This is a genomic window from Kaistia algarum (assembly GCF_026343945.1).
GTDB classification, from domain to species: Bacteria; Pseudomonadota; Alphaproteobacteria; order Rhizobiales; family Kaistiaceae; genus Kaistia; species Kaistia algarum.
Window position 1 is genome coordinate 481,041 of sequence record NZ_JAPKNJ010000002.1, and the last position, 17,576, is coordinate 498,616.

Here is a 17,576-nt window from a genome sequence, read left to right on the forward strand (position 1 = left end):
CAGATGGGGCCATGGGTCTGCACGCATTCTCAAAAGCGAAACCCGCCCGCTGTGAAGCGGGCGGGATCGTCATATCCGACCAGGCTCAGGAGCCGATGATCTGCTGCCAGGCAGCATGTGCGTCGGCGATCGCCTGCTCGGGTGTCTTAGAACCGGCCAATGCCAGCGCCAGTTCGTCGGCCAAAGCCTGCTGCAGCTTCGGCGTCGCTGGCGTGGTCGGCCAGGGCAGCGCATTCTCCAGCGCACCGGCCAGCGCCGACTGAACCTGCGGCGCGAACGCCTTGTACTTGTCGGAATAGAGCAGCGACTTGCGGTCCGGATCGATGCCCGAGCCGGTCAGCGTGATCAGCTCTTCCTGGTATTTCGGGCTGGCGGCGAACTTGATCAGTTCCCAGGCCGCTTCCTTCTTCTTCGAGCCCGACGAAACCGCGAAGGCGAAGCCGGCATTGAGTGCCAGGCGCGGCTTGTCATTGGCGCCGCCGACCGGGATCTGCGTCACACCCCATTTATCGACGATCTTGGAGCCCTTCGGATCCTGCGCATAGACGCCGAGATCGCTCCAGAATTCGATGAAGCCGACCTTGCCGCCCAGGAACGCCGGCAGACCTTCTTCGAAGCGTGTCTCGAGCGGCGTCGGCAGCGCATAGGGATTGGTGGCAACGAGAGCCTTCGCCGCCTCCAGCGCCGCCGGCTTGTCGAGCGCCGAGGTCCCATCCTCGTTCAGGAAGGTACCGCCGAAGCCGGCGAGACGGTTGGCATAGCTGGAGCCGATGATGATCGGCGCCTTGCCGCCCAGCACGGCCGCGCCATAGACGCCATTCTTCGACTCGGCTTCCGTGATCTTCTGGATCGCAGCCTGATATTCGTCCCAGGTCTTCGGCACGGCGACGCCGTTCCGGTCGAGAATCTCCTTGTTGTAGAACAGGAGGTGCGAATCGCCGTCATAGGGCAGGCCGTAACGCTTGCCGTCATAGAGCGTGTAGGTGTCGTAGATCAGCGGGATGTAGTCGTCCGGCTGGATCTCAGCCTTGTCGCGCTCGATCCATTCGGTCACGTCCTCGGCGATGCCGTCTTCGGCCAGCTGACCGATATTCGTGTACCAGTAGTCGAGAACGTCGAAATCGTTGACGCCGGACTGCACGTCAAGCGTCGCCTTGGCGCCGACCTGGTCATAGGGAACGATGGTCACGTTCACCTTGGCGCCGGTAGCAGCCTCGAAATCCTCCGCCAGCTTCTTGCCGGTGACGGCATGCGACTGGATGATCAGCAGGTTCAGCGACTGCCCGGCCAGCTTCTTGTCAGCGGCAAAGGCCGCTCCGGCGCGCCCGACCAGCGGCAGCGCCGCTCCCGCCACGCTCGCCAGCAGAAAGCGTCGGCGGCTCAGCCCGCCGCGCAGAAAGTTCGTCGTATTGGTCATCCCGCCCATCTCCTTGCCGCCTGCCCCATCCGGGAAGCGGTCTTCTGAAATCTGGTTTCAGTTTCAGCCGAGACCGGACTTTCCTCAACGCACAGGCTTTCCATTGGTTGGGGAGTTGCGCAAATTCGTTCCGATTATGATGGCGATGCTAGAACGGCGTTCTGACCGAATCCGCTCCTGACCGTGCCGGCGATACGTCCGTCGCGTGGAACGATTCCGCGCCTCATCGGCTCGAACCGCGCCGGATCCATCGAATGCCGCGTCGGTCCGTTGACAGATCAGAACCGATCTATACCAAAAACTTGGCTCGCTTCCGTCGTAGCGGCGTGCCATCCGCCAGAGGTTGCCGCCGAGGCGAAAGTCTCCACCAATCGACCACCTCGGAAACGCATCCCTGCACCCATAAGACCGGCCACCGGCGATAGCAGCGAAAGAGCAACCATGAAGATCACGGGCATCGAGACGCTGCGCGTCACGGAATTCGCCAACCTGCTCTGGGTTAAGGTCCACACCGATGAAGGCCTTTACGGCCTCGGCGAGACGTTCTTCCTGCCGGAGACGGTCGAGGCCTATCTGCACGAATCCGTGGCCCCGAAGCTCATCGGCCGCGATCCGCTGGCGATCGAGGCGATCGCGCGCGATCTCGTCGGCTATCTCGGGTTCCGCTCGACCGGGGCCGAGGTGCGCGGCAATTCGGCGATCGACATCGCGCTCTGGGATCTCTTCGGCAAGGCTGTCGGCCAGCCAGTCGCGCAGCTGCTGGGCGGCTTCGCCCGCGAGGAAATCCGCACCTACAACACCTGCGCCGGCACGACCTATATGCGTTCCGGCGGCGCCCAGAAGGTTGCCAATTACGGCCTCGGCAACGCCACGGACGGCTATGACGATCTGAATTCCTTCCTGACGCGCGCCGACGACCTCGCCGAGGATCTGCTCTCCGAAGGCATCACGGCGATGAAGATCTGGCCCTTCGACATGGCGGCCGAGAAGACGCAGGGCACCTATATTTCTGGTCCCGATCTGAAGGCAGCGCTCGAACCCTTCGAGAAGATCCGCAAGCGTGTGGGCGACCGCATGGACATCATGGTCGAGTTCCATTCGATGTGGCAGTTGCTGCCGGCCATGACGATCGCCCGGGCGCTGGCGCCCTACAACACCTTCTGGCACGAGGATCCGATCAAGATGGACAGCCTCGCCAGCCTGAAGCGCTATGCCGAAGCCTCGACGGCGCCGATCTGCGCCTCGGAGACGCTGGGCAGCCGCTTCGCCGTGCGCGACCTGCTGGAGACCGGCGCTGCCGGGGTCGTGATGCTGGACATTTCCTGGTGCGGCGGGATCAGCGAGGCCAAGAAGATCGCCGGCATGGCCGAGGCCTGGCACCTGCCCGTCGCGCCGCATGATTGCACGGGACCGGTGGTGCTGGCCGCCTCGACGCATCTGTCGCTGAACGCCACCAACGCCGTGTTCCAGGAGAGCGTGCGTGCCTATTACCGCACCTGGTACAAGGACATCGTCACCGTCGTGCCGAAGGTCGAGAACGGCATGATATCGGTCGGCCGCGAGCCCGGCCTCGGCCTCGACTTGAACCCGGACCTCGACAAGCGTTTCACGGTAGTCCGGCGGGTGTCGGGCAAGGCGTGAGTTCGGGGGAGTTCCCTTAACCCGCCCTCCAGGGGCGGGCTAAAGGCAAGTCGAAGTCTCCCCCAACCGCCGGCACACCCTTTCCAGCGCCTCGATGCCGAGCGCCACATCGTCAACGCCCACTGCCTCGGCGGGATCATGGCTGACACCGCCGACGCAGCGCAGGAAGATCATGCCGATCGGCGCGATCGAGCTGATGGCGATGCCGTCATGACCCGCGCCGCTGGCGAGTTCGAGGCGTGGCAGGCCCATATCGGCCAGGACATCGCCGATCGCCTCCACGACGACGGGCGCGCAGGGAACCGCCGATGTGTCGCTGGTAATTTCGACGGCCAAACCCACGCCGCGCGCAACAGCAATCGCGTCGAAGGCCTTGCGAATCTCGGCGAGCAGTATTTTCCGCTCCGCATCGTCGCCAGAGCGGATATCGACCGAGAAGCGCACGCGGCCGGGAATGACGTTGACGGCGTCCGGCTCGACGCGCAGATGCCCGACCGTTCCCACCGCGCCCTTGTCTCGGCTTAGCCGATCGACGGCCAGCACGCATTCCGACGCCGCGACCAGCGCATCGCGGCGCAGCGCCATCGGCACCGTGCCGGCATGGCCCGCTTGGCCCGCCACCGTCACCAGAAGCCGAGACGCTCCGGCAATCGCCGTCACGATGCCGAGCCCGCAATTCTCCTGCTCCAGTATTGGCCCCTGCTCGATATGCAGTTCGACATAGGCAAAGGGCGGATCTGCGGCGCGGCTCGCCGCAGGAACCTCGTCCGGATCAACGCCGAAGGCGCGCACTGCGTCCTCGGCCCGGACCCCGTCGCCATCGACGCGCTCGCGCCAGCCCTCCGGAATGCGCCCGGCGAGCGCCCAGCTGCCCAGGACAGTGCCGCCGAAGCGCACGCCCTCCTCGTCGGCGAAGGCCACGATCTCGATCGCGAAGGGCAAGCGCTCGCCAGCCTTCGCCAACCGCTCGACGACAGCGAGCGCCGCGACAACGCCGAGCGCACCGTCATAGCGGCCACCGTTCCTCACCGTATCGAGATGCGAGCCGAGCAGCAGCGCCGGCCTGTCGGGCTGCAAGCCCTCATAGCGGCCGACGACATTGCCCGCCGCATCGATACGCGCCGTCATACCGGCGGCACGCATCCAGCCGATGAGTTCGGCATTCGCGCTATCGAGCGAGGGCGAGAAGGCGAGCCGCGTGATCCGGCCCGGCTCGTCAGTGAAGGCCGCCAGCGCGTCGAGGCGCGCCATCACCCATCCCGCCGACCCGGGATAGGCCTCAGAAGCGAACATCGCGATTGACGTCCTTGTAGAGCAGATAGGCGGAAGGCTCCCAACCGGTCGGATAGAACAGCTGCGGGCAATAGGGACCCATCCAGATGAAGTCGCCCTGCCAGACCTCGTGCCAATCCTCGCCGAGCAGATACATGCCCTGCCCTTCCAGCATGACGAGGCCATGCTCGTTGATATGGGTCTCGACATCGGGGAAATAGGTTCCCGGCTCGAAGGAGAGGATGTTCATCTCCATGTCGAAGCGCAGGTCGCCATAGGGCAGGAGATGCTGCCAGCCGCGCCCCTCGGTGCCGTTGACGTTGACGACCGGAACATCGGCGCGGCGCGAGACGATCGGCTCGGGCGCGCCAAAGCCGTCGGCCGGCTCATAGGGCCGCTTCAGCCCGTTGACGGCCGCAGGCTGACCCTCGGCGCTCGCCATCGAGAAGCGGGTACCCGCCGGCACATAGGCGAAGCCCTCGCGCTCCAGCCTTGCGGGCGGCAATCCCTCGATCGCGAGATCGACCGCGCCGCCCATCACATAGAAGAAACGTTCAAGCGCATCGGCGATTGGCGCGCGCGTGCCGCCGCCGGGCTCGATCTCGATCAGCGCCTGCGCGAAGCGGGCGCCCAGCTGCGGAGCCGCTTGGAAGCGGATCACCGTCTTCTCCCAATTGGGAAGATAGGAGTCCATGACGCCCTCGGGCGGCATGATCGCGTAGTTCGATTTAACCACGCCGCGATTGTGCCCGAAGGCGCCGGGGTGGATGCGGCCCGTTTTCACCGGTATGTCGCGCGGATGCATGGGTCGTCCTCCTCAGGTGGTCGCGGGAAAGGCGGCGGTCACGATGATCTCGACGAGGTCGCCATCCGGCATGACCGACTGCACGAAGGAGCGCACCGGTCCGTATCCGGCCGGCATCCAGGCCGACCAGACCGCGTCGAATTCAGGCTTCCGGCCATGGTCGGTAACGACGATCTCGGCCTTGACGATGCGCGTGCGGTCGAGGCCGTGGTCGCTCAGATAGGTGTCTATGACGGCGAGCGCGTCGGCCGTCTGCCCCGGCAAGTCAAGCGTGAGATCGCGCGCCGTGGCGACGCACCACAGGAAACCGCCGCCGGGAAAGTTGTACGTGGCGACGCGGCTCTTTGCCGGCATGTCCTCGACAGGAAGTCGCGTGATGTCGCTCATCTCGCGGCTCCGGGTGTATCATAGGAGGCGGCGTCGAAGCCGTTCGCGAGACGCCCGAGCGGGCGCGCCAGCTCATAGGGTTCGCGTGCGAGGAATGCCCCCGATCCTTCTGCGGCGACCATCTGACCGTCCTGCATGACGATCTCGCCGCGCCGGATGGTCATGACCGGCCAGCCGGTGACCTCGCGCCCCTCATAGGGCGTGTAGTCGACGCCATGCTGGAGCAGCGCATTGGTGATCGTCTGCTTCTTGTTCGGGTCCCAAAGCACGATGTCGGCATCGGCGCCGGGCATGAGCGAACCCTTGCGGCCTTCAAGGCCATAGATCCGTGCCGGATTGGTTGCCGATAGCGCCACAAAGGTCGGCAGATCGATCTGGCCCTTCACCACGCCCTCCGAGAACAGCAGCGGCATGCGCGCGCCAACGCCCGGAACGCCGTTCGGAATGGCGCTGAACGGAGCCTTGGGGCCGTTCTGGTCCTTGGCGTGATGACCGGTCGTGTTGAAGGCGCTGTCATCCGAGGAGACGACGTCAATCACCCCCTGCCGCATCATTTCCCAGAGGCCCTCATGGTCGGCCTCGTCCCGTGGCGATGGGCTGCACATATATTTCGCGCCTTCGAGGCCCGGTCGGTCCATGTCGGCGGCGGTCAGCGTGAAATATTGCGGGCAGGTCTCTCCCCAGACCTTCAGGCCCCGCCTCTGCGCGCGGCCGATCTCCTCCGCCACCTCGGCACAGGAGACGTGGAAGACCTGGATCGGCGTATCGACCAGCTCGGCCAGCGCGATAGCGCGGTACGTCGCCTCCCGCTCCACGACCTTCGGCCGCGACCAGGCGTGATATTTCGGCGCGGTCAGCCCGGCGGCGAGCAATTGTTCGGTCAGCCAGCCGATCGCGTCATAGTTCTCGCAATGGACCGCCACCATGGCCCCTTCCCGCCGCGCCGCCGCCAGCACGCGGAGATATTGCCGGTCGTCGAGCCGGATCGCGTCATAGGTCAGGAACACCTTCAGGCTGCGGATGCCCGAGGCGATGATCGCCGGCAGCTCCGCGATCACGTCGTCGGTCGGGTCGGCGAGGATCTGATGGAAGGAATAGTCGATGATCGACCGCCTGCCACGCTTCAGCGTCTCGGCCAGCACCTCGCGGATCGGCTCGCCCTTGAACTGCGAAACGAACGAGATCGCCGAGGTCGTGCCGCCAAGAACGGCGGAGCGACTGCCGGTGACGAAATCCTGCGCGCCATAACCCATGCCCGGCTCGACCTGGTCGAGATGGCAATGGGTGTCGACACCGCCCGGAATGACGAGCAGGCCGTCGGCATCGATCGCCCGCTTGCCCGACAGATTTTCGCCAATGGCGGCAATGCGGCCATTTTGGACGGCGATGTCGGCGCGGAAGACATCGGTCGACGTGACGAGGGTTCCGCCGCGAATGACGAGATCATATTCGGCGCTCATGATTCATCTCCCTCGAACGGCGCCGAATGAAACGCGATCTCCAGTTCCAGCGCCTTGCGGAACCGCTGGCCCAACCTGTCGGCCTCGGCCGGGCCGGCCGCATCGATCTGCCGCCGCAGCCAATCGGCCTGCGCCAGGAACTCCGGCTCGGCATGGAGATCGACCCAGCGCTTCAGAACCGGGTTGGTGATCGGCTTGCCGGCAGCCCGCGAACACCACGTTGCGTACATCCATTCCGCCGCCAGCATGATCGCGACGCCGTCGAGATAATCGCCGTCACGGGCGATCGCGAGCATGCCGTCGCGGAAGGCAAAAACCGAGGATGGCAGCGGCTTAGCGCGGTCTTCGCCGGTGACGCCCACCGCCTTGAAGGTCGCCTCGAAATAGCCGATCTGCTCGGTCGCCAGCGCCTGCAGCACCCCGGCGAGCCAGCGCCGCTCGGCAAGGCTCGGGGCCTTCACCAGCATGTGGCCGAAGATCAGCATCGCCGTTTCGACGAAGTCGCATTCATAGACGAGATAGGCCTTGAAGGCCTCGTCACTCAGCCGGTCGGCCTCGATGTCCGTGACGAAGCGATGGGCCTGCATCGTGTCCCAAACGTCGAGATTGGCGGCGCGGATCTGTTCAGAAAGCGGCACGAAACCCTTGTTGTCGTTATCGTTCATGCTGCCGGTCCCATCTCGCGGATCGCATGGACGCGGTCCATGAAGGCGGCTACTCGCCGCTCCTCCACATCGTTCCACCAGACGCCGTCATGCTTCAGCGTGCTGGCGACGATCACGCCGTCGAGCAGCGGCAGCATGGTCCCGATATTGTCCGGCGTCACCCCGCTGCCGACCAGCAGCGGCAGGCTGGTCGCGGCGCGCATTTCGCGGATCTCGTCCAAGGACGCCGCATCGCCGGTGCGCTGGCCGGTGCAGATCACCGCGTCGGCATCGAAGAACTCGACATCCCGCACCAGTTCCGACACTGAACGGTCGGCAACGATGGCATGGGCGCCGTGCTTCACATGCGCATCGGCAAAGACGGCAATATCGGCGGCATCGATCGCCGCCCGATAGCGCAGCACAGTCGCGGCCTCACCTTCGATGATGCCCTCATTCGCGACATAGGCATTGGCCCATTGATTGACGCGAACGAAGGAGGCGCCGGCCGTCTTGGCGATCGCGAGCGCGGGAATGGCGGCGTTGGCGAGCACGTTGATGCCGACGGGCACGTCGAGCTTCTGGCGAATACGGTCGGTAATGATGGCAAGGCCGGCGCTGATCTCAGGGCCGATCTGATCTGGCTTCAGAAATGGAATGTCGCCATGGTTCTCGACAATCAAACCATCCACACCACCCGAAACATAAGCAACAGCATCCGAAACAGCTCTATTGATCGTATCCTTGAACTCTCCGGATCGCCATCTCGGCGTTCCAGGCATGGGCGGGCAATGAACAACTCCGATTATTACTTGTCGCCTTCCGAATATTGTCTTGATAATGCTTCTATCTTTATGCGATATCGGCGACACCTGCTTCACTCCACATGGGCGTTTGAATGTTTCTGGTTCTAGGAAACGCAACGATCGACGAATCGATGGCTGTCACGGATTGGCCGTCTCCCGGCCAGACCGTCGCTGTCGGGCCGCCGGCTCGCGATCTCGGCGGCAAGGGCGCCAACCAGGCGATCGTGTTGGCGAGAACGGGAGCGCCCGTTAATCTCGTCGCCGCGATCGGACGCGACGCCGAAGGCGACTGGGTCGCAGCGGCCATCGTCAGGGCCGGCCTTGATACGGGCGGCTTGCTGCGTGTCGACGAGCCGACCGACCGGTCGCTGATCTTCGTCGCCGGAGACGGTGAAAACGCCATTGCCTCGACCACGGCGGCTGCCCGCTCGATCGAGCCGGCGATGGCTCGCGCGGCTCTTCAAGGGCTTGGCCATGGCGATGGGCTGCTGCTCCAGGGCAATTTGACGCTTGATGCGACGAAGGCCGCGCTGGAGGCCGCGAGGGCTCAGGGCGTCGTCACTATCCTCAATCCCTCGCCGATGCAGGCCGGCTTCGCCGGATTGCTGCCGCTCATCGACCTTCTCGTGCTCAACGAAGGCGAGGCGCTCCAGCTTGGCGGGGCTGGCGAACCGGGAGAGATCGCCGAAGGTCTCAGCCGCCGGAGCCGGGGAACGGTCGTGCTGACGCTCGGCGGTCGCGGCGCGGTCTTGCGCGGCGTCGGGATCGAAGACGCCATCCCCGGCATGCCGGTTACCGTTCTGGACACCACAGGGGCCGGAGACACGTTCACAGGGGTCATGATCGGCGGGCTGCATCACCGCAAGCTGCCCCTGCGAGCGGCGGTCGCCGCCGCGAATCGCGCGGCGGCGCTGACCGTCCAGCGCAAGGGCACGCTGGAGGCGTTCCCGTCGGAAGCCGAGATCGAAGCGATCTTCGCCACAGCCTGAAGCAAGGCCGCCATGCGCTACGAGGGGCATGTCAGCTGCCGGTGCTGAAGACACGGCGCGGATTGTCGACCATCAGTGCCTGGATCTGAGGATCCGTGACGCCATGGCGCTTCAACCGCGGCAGGAAGTGCTTCTGGATATAGGCGTAGCCGAAACCGCCATAGCGGGTCAGCATGATCTTCAGGAACACGTCCTGCGAAACAAGCACCTGATCGCCGAAGCCCGCGTCGATCAGCACCTTGATCCCGCGCGCATTCTCATCGTCGGACGGGCACTGCACGCCCTGGTCGGCGTACCAGAAATCCATGCCGACCATGTCATATTCGAGAAAGGCGCCACGGGCCGCCAGCCTCAGCTGATAGTAGCTGTCATGCCAGGACGGGTTCATGTGGCAGAGCACAGTCTGGCGGATGTCTCCGCCCTCCTCCTCGACGATGTCGAGGACCTCGTCCGCCCGGCGAAACCAGCCCGGCAGATGCACCATGAGCGGCAGGCCGGTGCGCTTCTGGGCGATCGCCGCGCCACGGAGCGACTTACGCTCATTGGGCGTAAAGTCAGCCGAGACGCCGATCTCGCCGATGATCCCGACCTTGACGCCGGAGCCGTTCACTCCCTCGATCGCTTCTCCAACGATCTTGTCGGCAATGTCCGATTTGCTCATGTCCGACACTTCGGGCGGCATGGAGGTCTCGAGATAGAAGCCGGCGCCCATGACGATGTTGAGGCCCGTCGCCCGAGAAATCCGCTGGAGCGCCAGCGGATCGCGCCCGACACCGACGCCGGTCGGATCGACGACGGTTTTACCGCCAAGCGCGGCGACTGGCTTCAACTCCTCGACCGCGGCGCGCTCGTCGTTAAGGGTGATGTTGTCGAGACTGACGAACGGATCCATGCGGAGTTCGCCGATGATGTCCATCGTCACGGGACTGTCGGCGAGGAAGCGGCGTTCCTTGTCCTTCGGCTTGTGCCACCAGCAGGTACAGTCGTTGAGGATGTGCTCGTGCATCAGCGTGATGCCGAGGTCACTGGCCGCGATCGGTCCGAGCACGGTCATGACCTTGCCCGAGCCGACATGCGTTTCCGATAATTCGCTCATCGGGTTCCCTCCCTAGCCGCGCCGGCGCGCCGTGCCGACATGGTCGAAGATGCGCGTGTTGAGCCAAATCGCTGTCAGGATGATCGCGCCGGTGACGATCTGGGTGAAGAAGGCGTCGATATGGGCGAGGATGAGCCCGTTCGAGATCACCGAGATGGTCAGCGCACCGAGAACCGTCCCGACGATCGTCCCGCGTCCGCCAGCCAGCGATGTGCCGCCCAGCACCACGGCGGCGATCACGTCGAGCTCCGTTCCGACCGCCGCGTTGGACGAGCCTGAACCGAGGCGCGCGGCTACGACCAATGCGGCTAGCGCCGAGAGCACGCCGCTCCATACATAGACCGACGCAATGACGCGCTGTGCCGGCATGCCGACCCGCCGTGCCGCCTCGGCATTGGCGCCAACCGCGCAAACCCTGCGGCCATAGACCATCGTGTTGAGGACGATGTAGCCGGCCAAGGCGACGAAAAGGCCCAGGATCGCGGGATTGGGAATACCGAAGACCGCGCCGCGCCCGATCGACAGGAAGATGCTGGGCGGGATCAGGATCGAGAAGCCGCCCGTCAGCACCAGGGCAACGCCGCGAATGGCGGAGAGGCCGGCGAGCGTGACGATGAAGGCCGGGATCTTCTGGTAGGCGATGAAGAAGCCCTGGAAGAGACCGATACCGGCACCGAGCACGAGCATGAGCGGCGAAACCAACCACCAGTCCCAGCCGGCGCGCAGCATCAAAGCGGCAACGGCGTTGACGAGAGCGATGATCGAGCCGACCGAAAGGTCGATACCGCCTGTGGTGATCACGAAGGTCATCGCCACAGCGACGATCAGGGTTGGCGAAGCCTGCCGCAGCAGATTGAGCAGGTTGCCGGTGGAGAAGAAGACGGGGTTGATCGCGCCGAAAAGCAGGCAGCACGCCAGCAGGAAGGCCGCGATCGAGAGCACATGCGCATGGGTCTGGAAGAAATCGGAGAGCTTCGAGCCCTGCTGACGTTCGGTATAGGCGGTCATCCGCGGTGGCCCTCTCCGACGATCAATCGAACGATGTCCTCAAGGCTCGTTTCCTGGATCGAGCGCTCGGCGACCTTCGTGCCCTCGTACATGACCGCAATGCGATCGCAGACGCGGAAGAGGTCCTGCAGGCGGTGTGTGATGAGGACCACCGCGACGCCCTTGGCCTTAAGGCGGCGGATCAGCGCCAGAACGGCCTCGACCTCCGCAACGGCGAGTGCCGAAGTCGGCTCGTCCAGGATGAGGACACGCGGGTTGAACGATGCCGAGCGCGCAATCGCGATCGACTGGCGCTGGCCGCCCGAAAGCTGGGCAACCTTGGCCGCGACATTGGGAATGCGGATCTCGAGATGGGTCAGCATCTCCCGCGCGCCCTGCTGCATCGCGCCCTTGTCCAGGAAGGGCCCGCGGCGCAGTTCACGGCCGAGATAGAGATTGCCGGCAACATCGATCGTGTCGCAGAGCGCGAGGTCCTGATAGACCATCTCGATGCCGCGCTCGCGCGCCTCGGCCGGGCCGGAATAGTCGACCTTCTCGCCGTCGATCTCGATGGTGCCCTCGTCGGCAATATAGGTGCCGGCAAGAATCTTGGTGAAGGTCGACTTGCCGGCGGCATTGTCGCCGACGAGCCCTAGGCATTCGCCGCCCCACAGGTCGAGATCAACGCCGCGCAGCGCCTGATTCGAGCCGAACGTCTTGCGGATGCCGGTGACGCGCATCCGCGGCACCGTCCCGTGAGCGGGGTTGGGATGGGAGGCGGCCGAAGCCGCCTCCACAAGGGTTTCCCCCATCATTTGAATGCGGCCCGGAACTGGTCGACATTGTCCTTGGTGACGATGGTGACCGGCACCTTGATGGCCTTTTCGACCGTACCGCCGCCGGCGATCGTCCCCAGCGCCTCAATCGCCTTCTGGCCTTCGAGGAAGGGGTCCTGCTGTACGACGGCGACGACGAAGCCTTCGTCGATGCCCTGGATCGCCTGGGCCGAAAGGTCCCAGCCGAAGATCTTGATGCTGCCTGTCTGGCCCTGGCTTTGCGCGGCGGCGACCGCACCGACCAGCGCCGGCTCGCCCGTTGCGTAGAGCGTCTGCAGGCCTGGATTACCGGTGAAGAGGTTCTCGGCGGCGGCCAGCGCCTGGTCCTGGATGTTGCGGCCGTCAACGACGCCGACCTGGGTCGAGACGCTCGACGGCACGACGACGTCGTCAAAGCCCTTCTGGCGCAGGTTCTGCAGGTCGGAATTCAGTGCGCCGACGACGCCAAGCGTCGCCTTGCCGCTGAGGTTCTTCTTCACATACTCGACATAGGCGTCGCCGATGAGCTTGCCGGCGGCGTAGTTGTCGACCGAGATCTGCGAGGCCTGCGGGCCTTCCGGCAGGATGCCGTCGACGGCGATGACCGGGATGCCGGCTGCGGCAGCGGCCTTCACGGCCGGCATGATGCCGTTCTGGTCGACCGAGACGATGACGATGCCGTCAACCTTCTGCTGAATATAGGTGTCGAAGGCGCTGTCCTGGGCCTGGGCCGAGTTGTTCGCGTCGAACACCAGCAGCTTGTCGCCCGCCGCATCCGCCGCCTTCTGGGCGCCGTTCGTGATGTCGGTAAAGAAGGAGACCTGCTGATTGTACTGGATCAGCGCGAAGGTCTTGTCCTTGGCCAGCGCGCCAGACGCGACGCCGGCGGCGAGCAGCGTGGCAAGCGAGAGCTTCAAAGCGAGTTTATTCATGACGTAGTTCCTCTTGGTTGGTGGAGATGGTCGGTTTTCTTGTTGTTGTCGGTCTTGCGGTCCTGGCCCCTGGCGGAGGCCGGCCCGTTGATTCCCGCAGGATCAGTTCCACGGGCAGGTGCTCGACGACTTCGCTGACATCCTCGCCCGCGAGCCCGCGGACCATGAGATCGACAGCGCGGCGTCCCATCGCGTCGACCGGCTGGCGGATCGATGTCAGCGGCGGATCGAAAAGGACGAAGGGCGCGATGTCGTCAAAGCCGATGACGGACAATTGCGCCGGGATGCGAAGCTTCTGGCGGCGGAATATCTCCAGCGCGCCCAGCATGATCTGGTCGCTGGAAACGAGCAAAGCCGTCGCCCTGCTGCCGGTCGCGAGCAGCCGCTCCGCCGAAGCGCGCCCATGCTCGGGAGAATAGTCCCCGCAATAGATATCCGTGATCTCGGCCTCGACACCGGCATCCGTAATGGCGCGCCGAACGCCCGAGAGGCGCATCTGCGTGCTGCCCATCGTTTCGGGGCCGCCGAAAAAGGCGATGCGCCGATGGCCGAGTTCGACGAGATGGCGGCCCGCGAGAAAGCCACCCTGTTCATTGTCGCTGAAGACCTTCGCGCCGGTGACGCCGGCCACGTCCTCGTCGAGAATGACCATGCGCTGGCCGCTGCGGTTGATGGGCTCCTTCAGCATGCCGTCGTCGGGGTGATTGGTGACGAAGATGATGCCGTCCACGGCGGCGCGGCTGAGGCGCTCCAGATATTCGCGCTCGCGCTCCTGCGTGTTCAGCGAGGCACAGAGGCTGAGGCCATAGCCCCGCCGCGCCGCCTCGCGCTCCACGGCGGCGGCGAGACGGGCGAAATAGGGATTGGTGATGTCGGGCACGACCAGCCCCAGCGTATCGGACCGGCCGAGGCTGAGGCTGCGGGCATGCGGATTGGGCTTGTAGCCGAGCGTGTCGATGGCCTGGCGGATGCGAAGCACCGTCGGCTCGGGCAGGTGCAGGGTGTTGTTCAGATAGCGCGAGATGGTGGCGACCGAAACTCCGGCCGCTCGCGCCACATCCGCCATCCGTGCAATCCGTTTCGTCATTACGTAACCGGTTTACAAACTCAGGCCACGCTACCGCATCGATACAAACGCGCAAGCGAATATTGCGAGCACAGTTGCGCGGCAATTGCGCTAATTTTCGGCAGAAAGGCTGACCTATCGGGCAGCCGATCCACTTTTGATACTCCTGTTCAGGATTGATCGTCGCGAAGAAACGGCGGTAAACTGCTTTACCGCCAGCATCACATGATCGTCGCAGCAGGAGTGAGGAATGGAGATCAACCGGCCGGACGTGCTCGCCGAAGTCCAGGCAGCCTATCGCCGCTATGAGGATGCTCTGCTCGCGGCGGATGCCCGGACGCTGGACGAACTTTTCTGGAACGATCCCCGGCTGATACGCTTCGGCGCGGGCGACATCCAGTTTGGCCACCGCGCGGTTGCGGCGTTGAATGCCCGCCGCCGGCTCAATCCGGAGCGCGTGCTGACCGACACCGTCGTCACGACCTTCGGCAGCGATTTCGCCACGGCGACCACGCTCTATACCGACGTTCCGGAAGGACAGATCGGGCGCCAGATGCAGAGCTGGGCCCGAACCGCCGACGGCTGGCGGGTCGTCGCCGCCCATGTCAGCGTCATCGACAAGCCGGAGATCGAGAGATGATGGCCTATCGTCCGGACGGCGCCCCCTCCACCGACGATTTCGGTGCGTTCCTCCCCGGTCCGCGGCTGACGATGGCAGGCGCCTCCGAGGGGCCGCTTGCGGGCCTCTCCTTCGCCGCCAAGGACCTGTTCGACGTCGCGGGTCACGTCACCGTCTGTGGTAGCCCGGATTGGGGCGCAACGCATCCTCCGGCGGCGCGTTCGGCGACTGTCATCGAAAAATTGCTCGCCGCTGGCGGCTCGCTCGCCGGCAAGACCGTGACCGACGAAATCTCTCTCGGCTTGCTTGGCCGAAATCGACATTACGGCTCGCCGGTCAATCCGCGCGCCCCGGACCGCTACACCGGCGGCTCGTCGTCCGGCTCGGCCGCAGCCGTCGCCGGCGACCTCGTGTCGTTTGCGCTCGGCTCCGACACGGGCGGCTCCATGCGTGTGCCGTCGAGCTATTGCGGCATCTATGGCATCCGCCCGACCCATGGCGCAATTCCGGTCGCTGGCCTGATGACGCAGGCACCCTCCTTCGACACAGCTGGTTTTTTCGCGGCCGATCCGGAGATTTTCGCCCGCGTCGGCGACGTGCTTCTGCCGGATGCTTCGCTCGGCGAGATCGAGGAAGTGATCGTCGCTGAGGACGCGTTCGGCGCAGCCGATGCGGCGGTTAGCGCGGCGCTGAAGCCGGCCATCGAGCGCATTGCCACGCTGATCGGCGCAAGCCGAACCGAAATCGTCGCTGCCGAGGGCCTACGCGTCTGGAACGAGCATCATTGCTTCCTGCAGCATCCCGAATTCGCCAGGACCTTCGGCCCGTGGGTCGACGCGATCGATCCGCGCCTCTCCTACGACGTCGCCAAGACAATCGCCAATGCGCGCGGCCTCCCGGATGCACCGAAGCGGGCGGCCGAGGCGTTTCGTCCGCTGGTTCGCGAGCGGCTCGATGCGCTTCTGGATGGCAGGCGTGTGCTCTGCCTTCCGACGACGCCCACCACCGCCCTGCCCCGCGACCTCTCGCTCAGCGCCACAGGCGAGGCCTGCGACCGCATTGTCGACCTGACCTGCATCGCCGGCCTTACGGGCCTGCCACAGATCAGCCTACCGCTCGCGACTTCAGGCGGGCTGCCGATCGGATTGTCACTCATCGGGTGGCGGGGATCCGATCTTACCTTGCTCGACCTCGCCCGCCGTCTGGGATCGCCGCAGTGAACACCGCGGAATATGCCGCGCAGGACGCGGTAGGCCTCGCCGGGCTGATTGCGCGCCGGGAGGTTTCGGCCGAAGAGCTCATCGACGCCACTATCGAAGCGATCGAGCGGCTGAACCCATCCCTGAATGCCGTCGTTCACCGCTTCTATGACGAGGCTCGTGCCGCCCTACGCGCTGGTCTGCCGGGCGGGCGGTTCCATGGCGTGCCCTTCCTGCTCAAGGACCTCGATGTCGCGATGCGCGGCGTGCCGCTCTCCGAGGGCAGCCGGCTGATGTCGGACTATATACCCGATTTCGACGCCACGATCGTCGCGCGCTACAGGGCGGCTGGCCTTGTCATCCTGGGCCGCACGAACTCCGCCGAACTCGGCCTATCCTTCACGACGGAGCCGCTCGCCCACGGCCCCACGCGCCATCCCCTCGATTCCCGTCTCTCGCCCGGCGGCTCCAGCGGCGGCTCGGCCGCCGCGGTGGCGTCCGGCATGGTGCCGATGGCGCATGCGACCGATGGCGGCGGCTCGATCCGCCAGCCGGCCGCGCTGACGGGACTGTTCGGCTTGAAGCCCACCCGCGGCCGCACGCCGCCCGGCCCCGATCGCAGCGAGATCTTCTTCGGCATATCGGTCGGCCACGCGATCACGCGAACCGTCCGCGACAGCGCAGCGCTGCTGGACGCGACATGCGGCCATGAGCCGGGTGCGGTCTTCACGCCCCCGGAGCCTGCATTCACATATGAATCGATGGTCGAACGCGAACCGCCGCGCTTGCGCATGGCTTTGCAGTCCGAGCCATTCAACGGCGCCACGGTAGACAAAGCCTGCCGCGCCGCCTTGGACAACGCCGCGCGACTGATGGAAGCCATGGGCCATCACGTCGAGTTTGCGAGACCCGATCTTTCCGGTCTGGATTTTGGCCCGGCAACCGCGCTGCTCGCCGGCGCCTTCACGGCGGACAAGGTCGAGGCCTATGCGGCGAAGGCCGGGATCGCCGACCCCTACAGCCTGCTCGAACCCGCGCACGCCGCCTTCGTTCGCGAATCGCAACCGCGCTCCGCTCGCGACGCGGTGGCGGCCCTCGAAATCGTGCGTGCCGTCGAACGGCGCTATGCTGGATTTTTCGAGCGGTGGGACGTCATCCTCTCGCCGGTCACCGCCACGTCCGAATTGCCACTGGGATGGCTCAGCGCGGAGGTTGGCGATCTGGCGGAAGTCGGCCGCCGCGCCGCCGCTCATGCTCCCTTCACAGCGCCCTACAACCTCGCCGGCGTGCCCGCCATGAGCGTTCCCTTCCCCCAGCAAGGCAAGCCGGTAGGCGTCCAGTTCGCCGCCGCCTTCGGCCGCGAGGATCTGCTCTTCAGCCTGGCGGCAGCCATCGAACGAGCCAAGCCTTGGATGTGAGGCGTGGCGGCCTCTCGAAGCGT

Annotated in this window: 17 protein-coding genes; 5 read left to right on the forward strand and 12 right to left on the reverse strand. The window is 65.2% G+C overall.

Annotation, left to right across the window (positions count from 1 at the left end):
* Positions 1-85: 85 nt before the first annotated feature.
* Positions 86-1,417 (reverse strand): ABC transporter substrate-binding protein, encoded by a 1,332-nt coding sequence (locus OSH05_RS15565; protein WP_104218995.1) that lies wholly within the window; start codon positions 1,415-1,417, stop codon positions 86-88.
* Positions 1,418-1,858: 441 nt separating this feature from the next.
* On the opposite strand from OSH05_RS15565, the gene OSH05_RS15570 reads away from it, so the two are divergent.
* Entirely contained in the window at positions 1,859-3,058 is a 1,200-nt protein-coding gene (locus OSH05_RS15570; RefSeq protein WP_104218996.1) for a mandelate racemase/muconate lactonizing enzyme family protein, read from the forward strand.
* 39 nt (positions 3,059-3,097) lie between these two features.
* Here OSH05_RS15570 and OSH05_RS15575 read toward each other — a convergent pair whose 3' ends face one another.
* Genes OSH05_RS15575 through OSH05_RS15600 form a run of 6 tightly spaced genes read right to left on the reverse strand, consistent with a single transcriptional unit; the run spans position 3,098 to position 8,498 of the window.
* Positions 3,098-4,351: an allantoate amidohydrolase gene (locus OSH05_RS15575; protein WP_165801575.1), complete on the reverse strand. Its 1,254-nt coding sequence runs from the start codon at positions 4,349-4,351 to the stop codon at positions 3,098-3,100.
* Positions 4,338-5,135 carry a (S)-ureidoglycine aminohydrolase gene (gene allE / locus OSH05_RS15580; RefSeq protein WP_165801576.1) on the reverse strand — a complete coding sequence of 266 codons (798 nt, stop codon included), beginning with the start codon at positions 5,133-5,135 and terminating at the stop codon, positions 4,338-4,340. The genes OSH05_RS15575 and allE overlap by 14 nt, the downstream gene beginning before the upstream one ends.
* Before the next feature lie 12 nt (positions 5,136-5,147).
* Positions 5,148-5,522 carry a RidA family protein gene (locus OSH05_RS15585; RefSeq protein WP_207778745.1) on the reverse strand — a complete coding sequence of 125 codons (375 nt, stop codon included), beginning with the start codon at positions 5,520-5,522 and terminating at the stop codon, positions 5,148-5,150.
* Positions 5,519-6,982, reverse strand: coding sequence for a dihydropyrimidinase (gene hydA / locus OSH05_RS15590; protein ID WP_104218998.1), 1,464 nt, complete (start codon positions 6,980-6,982; stop codon positions 5,519-5,521). The genes OSH05_RS15585 and hydA overlap by 4 nt, the downstream gene beginning before the upstream one ends.
* On the reverse strand, positions 6,979-7,647 hold the full coding sequence (locus OSH05_RS15595) for a TenA family protein (RefSeq protein WP_104218999.1): 669 nt from the start codon (positions 7,645-7,647) through the stop codon (positions 6,979-6,981). Before OSH05_RS15595 ends, hydA begins: the two co-directional genes overlap by 4 nt.
* A complete protein-coding gene (locus OSH05_RS15600; protein ID WP_104219000.1) occupies positions 7,644-8,498 on the reverse strand; it encodes a BtpA/SgcQ family protein in 855 nt (284 codons plus the stop codon). The genes OSH05_RS15595 and OSH05_RS15600 overlap by 4 nt, the downstream gene beginning before the upstream one ends.
* A 26-nt stretch (positions 8,499-8,524) precedes the next feature.
* Between OSH05_RS15600 and OSH05_RS15605 the strand changes: the two genes are divergently transcribed.
* The gene (locus OSH05_RS15605) at positions 8,525-9,421 is read left to right on the forward strand and encodes a PfkB family carbohydrate kinase (RefSeq protein ID WP_104219001.1); all 897 of its coding nucleotides are present in this window, start codon (positions 8,525-8,527) and stop codon (positions 9,419-9,421) included.
* Between the two features lie 31 nt (positions 9,422-9,452).
* Here OSH05_RS15605 and OSH05_RS15610 read toward each other — a convergent pair whose 3' ends face one another.
* Genes OSH05_RS15610 through OSH05_RS15630 form a run of 5 tightly spaced genes read right to left on the reverse strand, consistent with a single transcriptional unit; the run spans position 9,453 to position 14,317 of the window.
* The gene (locus tag OSH05_RS15610; protein WP_104219002.1) at positions 9,453-10,517 is read right to left on the reverse strand and encodes a phosphotriesterase family protein; all 1,065 of its coding nucleotides are present in this window, start codon (positions 10,515-10,517) and stop codon (positions 9,453-9,455) included.
* A 12-nt stretch (positions 10,518-10,529) separates the two neighbouring features.
* Positions 10,530-11,525: an ABC transporter permease gene (locus OSH05_RS15615; RefSeq protein ID WP_104219003.1), complete on the reverse strand. Its 996-nt coding sequence runs from the start codon at positions 11,523-11,525 to the stop codon at positions 10,530-10,532.
* Entirely contained in the window at positions 11,522-12,319 is a 798-nt protein-coding gene (locus tag OSH05_RS15620; RefSeq protein WP_104219004.1) for an ATP-binding cassette domain-containing protein, read from the reverse strand. Before OSH05_RS15620 ends, OSH05_RS15615 begins: the two co-directional genes overlap by 4 nt.
* Positions 12,316-13,251: a substrate-binding domain-containing protein gene (locus tag OSH05_RS15625; protein ID WP_104219005.1), complete on the reverse strand. Its 936-nt coding sequence runs from the start codon at positions 13,249-13,251 to the stop codon at positions 12,316-12,318. Before OSH05_RS15625 ends, OSH05_RS15620 begins: the two co-directional genes overlap by 4 nt.
* A complete protein-coding gene (locus OSH05_RS15630) occupies positions 13,244-14,317 on the reverse strand; it encodes a LacI family DNA-binding transcriptional regulator (protein WP_266352564.1) in 1,074 nt (357 codons plus the stop codon). The genes OSH05_RS15625 and OSH05_RS15630 overlap by 8 nt, the downstream gene beginning before the upstream one ends.
* 250 nt (positions 14,318-14,567) lie before the next feature.
* Between OSH05_RS15630 and hpxZ the strand changes: the two genes are divergently transcribed.
* From hpxZ to OSH05_RS15645, 3 genes are read left to right on the forward strand one after another with little or no spacing between them, the layout of a single operon-like run.
* Positions 14,568-14,957, forward strand: coding sequence for an oxalurate catabolism protein HpxZ (gene hpxZ, locus OSH05_RS15635; RefSeq protein ID WP_104219007.1), 390 nt, complete (start codon positions 14,568-14,570; stop codon positions 14,955-14,957).
* Positions 14,954-16,156, forward strand: coding sequence for an amidase (locus OSH05_RS15640; RefSeq protein WP_207778746.1), 1,203 nt, complete (start codon positions 14,954-14,956; stop codon positions 16,154-16,156). The genes hpxZ and OSH05_RS15640 overlap by 4 nt, the downstream gene beginning before the upstream one ends.
* Positions 16,153-17,553 (forward strand): amidase, encoded by a 1,401-nt coding sequence (locus OSH05_RS15645; protein ID WP_165801578.1) that lies wholly within the window; start codon positions 16,153-16,155, stop codon positions 17,551-17,553. The genes OSH05_RS15640 and OSH05_RS15645 overlap by 4 nt, the downstream gene beginning before the upstream one ends.
* Positions 17,554-17,576 lie beyond the last annotated feature (23 nt).

What these genes read in the sequence shown, in the direction of transcription:
- OSH05_RS15630 (WP_266352564.1), bottom strand. Translation starts at nt 14,317, where the DNA reads ATGGCGGATGTGGCGCGAGCGGCCGGAGTTTCGGTCGCCACCATCTCG.
- OSH05_RS15625 (WP_104219005.1), bottom strand. Translation starts at nt 13,251, where the DNA reads ATGAATAAACTCGCTTTGAAGCTCTCGCTTGCCACGCTGCTCGCCGCC.
- OSH05_RS15605 (WP_104219001.1), top strand. Translation starts at nt 8,525, where the DNA reads ATGTTTCTGGTTCTAGGAAACGCAACGATCGACGAATCGATGGCTGTC.
- OSH05_RS15610 (WP_104219002.1), bottom strand. Translation starts at nt 10,517, where the DNA reads ATGAGCGAATTATCGGAAACGCATGTCGGCTCGGGCAAGGTCATGACC.
- hydA (WP_104218998.1), bottom strand. Translation starts at nt 6,982, where the DNA reads ATGAGCGCCGAATATGATCTCGTCATTCGCGGCGGAACCCTCGTCACG.
- OSH05_RS15565 (WP_104218995.1), bottom strand. Translation starts at nt 1,417, where the DNA reads ATGACCAATACGACGAACTTTCTGCGCGGCGGGCTGAGCCGCCGACGC.
- hpxZ (WP_104219007.1), top strand. Translation starts at nt 14,568, where the DNA reads ATGGAGATCAACCGGCCGGACGTGCTCGCCGAAGTCCAGGCAGCCTAT.
- OSH05_RS15615 (WP_104219003.1), bottom strand. Translation starts at nt 11,525, where the DNA reads ATGACCGCCTATACCGAACGTCAGCAGGGCTCGAAGCTCTCCGATTTC.
- OSH05_RS15585 (WP_207778745.1), bottom strand. Translation starts at nt 5,522, where the DNA reads ATGAGCGACATCACGCGACTTCCTGTCGAGGACATGCCGGCAAAGAGC.
- OSH05_RS15595 (WP_104218999.1), bottom strand. Translation starts at nt 7,647, where the DNA reads ATGAACGATAACGACAACAAGGGTTTCGTGCCGCTTTCTGAACAGATC.
- OSH05_RS15575 (WP_165801575.1), bottom strand. Translation starts at nt 4,351, where the DNA reads ATGTTCGCTTCTGAGGCCTATCCCGGGTCGGCGGGATGGGTGATGGCG.
- allE (WP_165801576.1), bottom strand. Translation starts at nt 5,135, where the DNA reads ATGCATCCGCGCGACATACCGGTGAAAACGGGCCGCATCCACCCCGGC.
- OSH05_RS15620 (WP_104219004.1), bottom strand. Translation starts at nt 12,319, where the DNA reads ATGATGGGGGAAACCCTTGTGGAGGCGGCTTCGGCCGCCTCCCATCCC.
- OSH05_RS15570 (WP_104218996.1), top strand. Translation starts at nt 1,859, where the DNA reads ATGAAGATCACGGGCATCGAGACGCTGCGCGTCACGGAATTCGCCAAC.
- OSH05_RS15640 (WP_207778746.1), top strand. Translation starts at nt 14,954, where the DNA reads ATGATGGCCTATCGTCCGGACGGCGCCCCCTCCACCGACGATTTCGGT.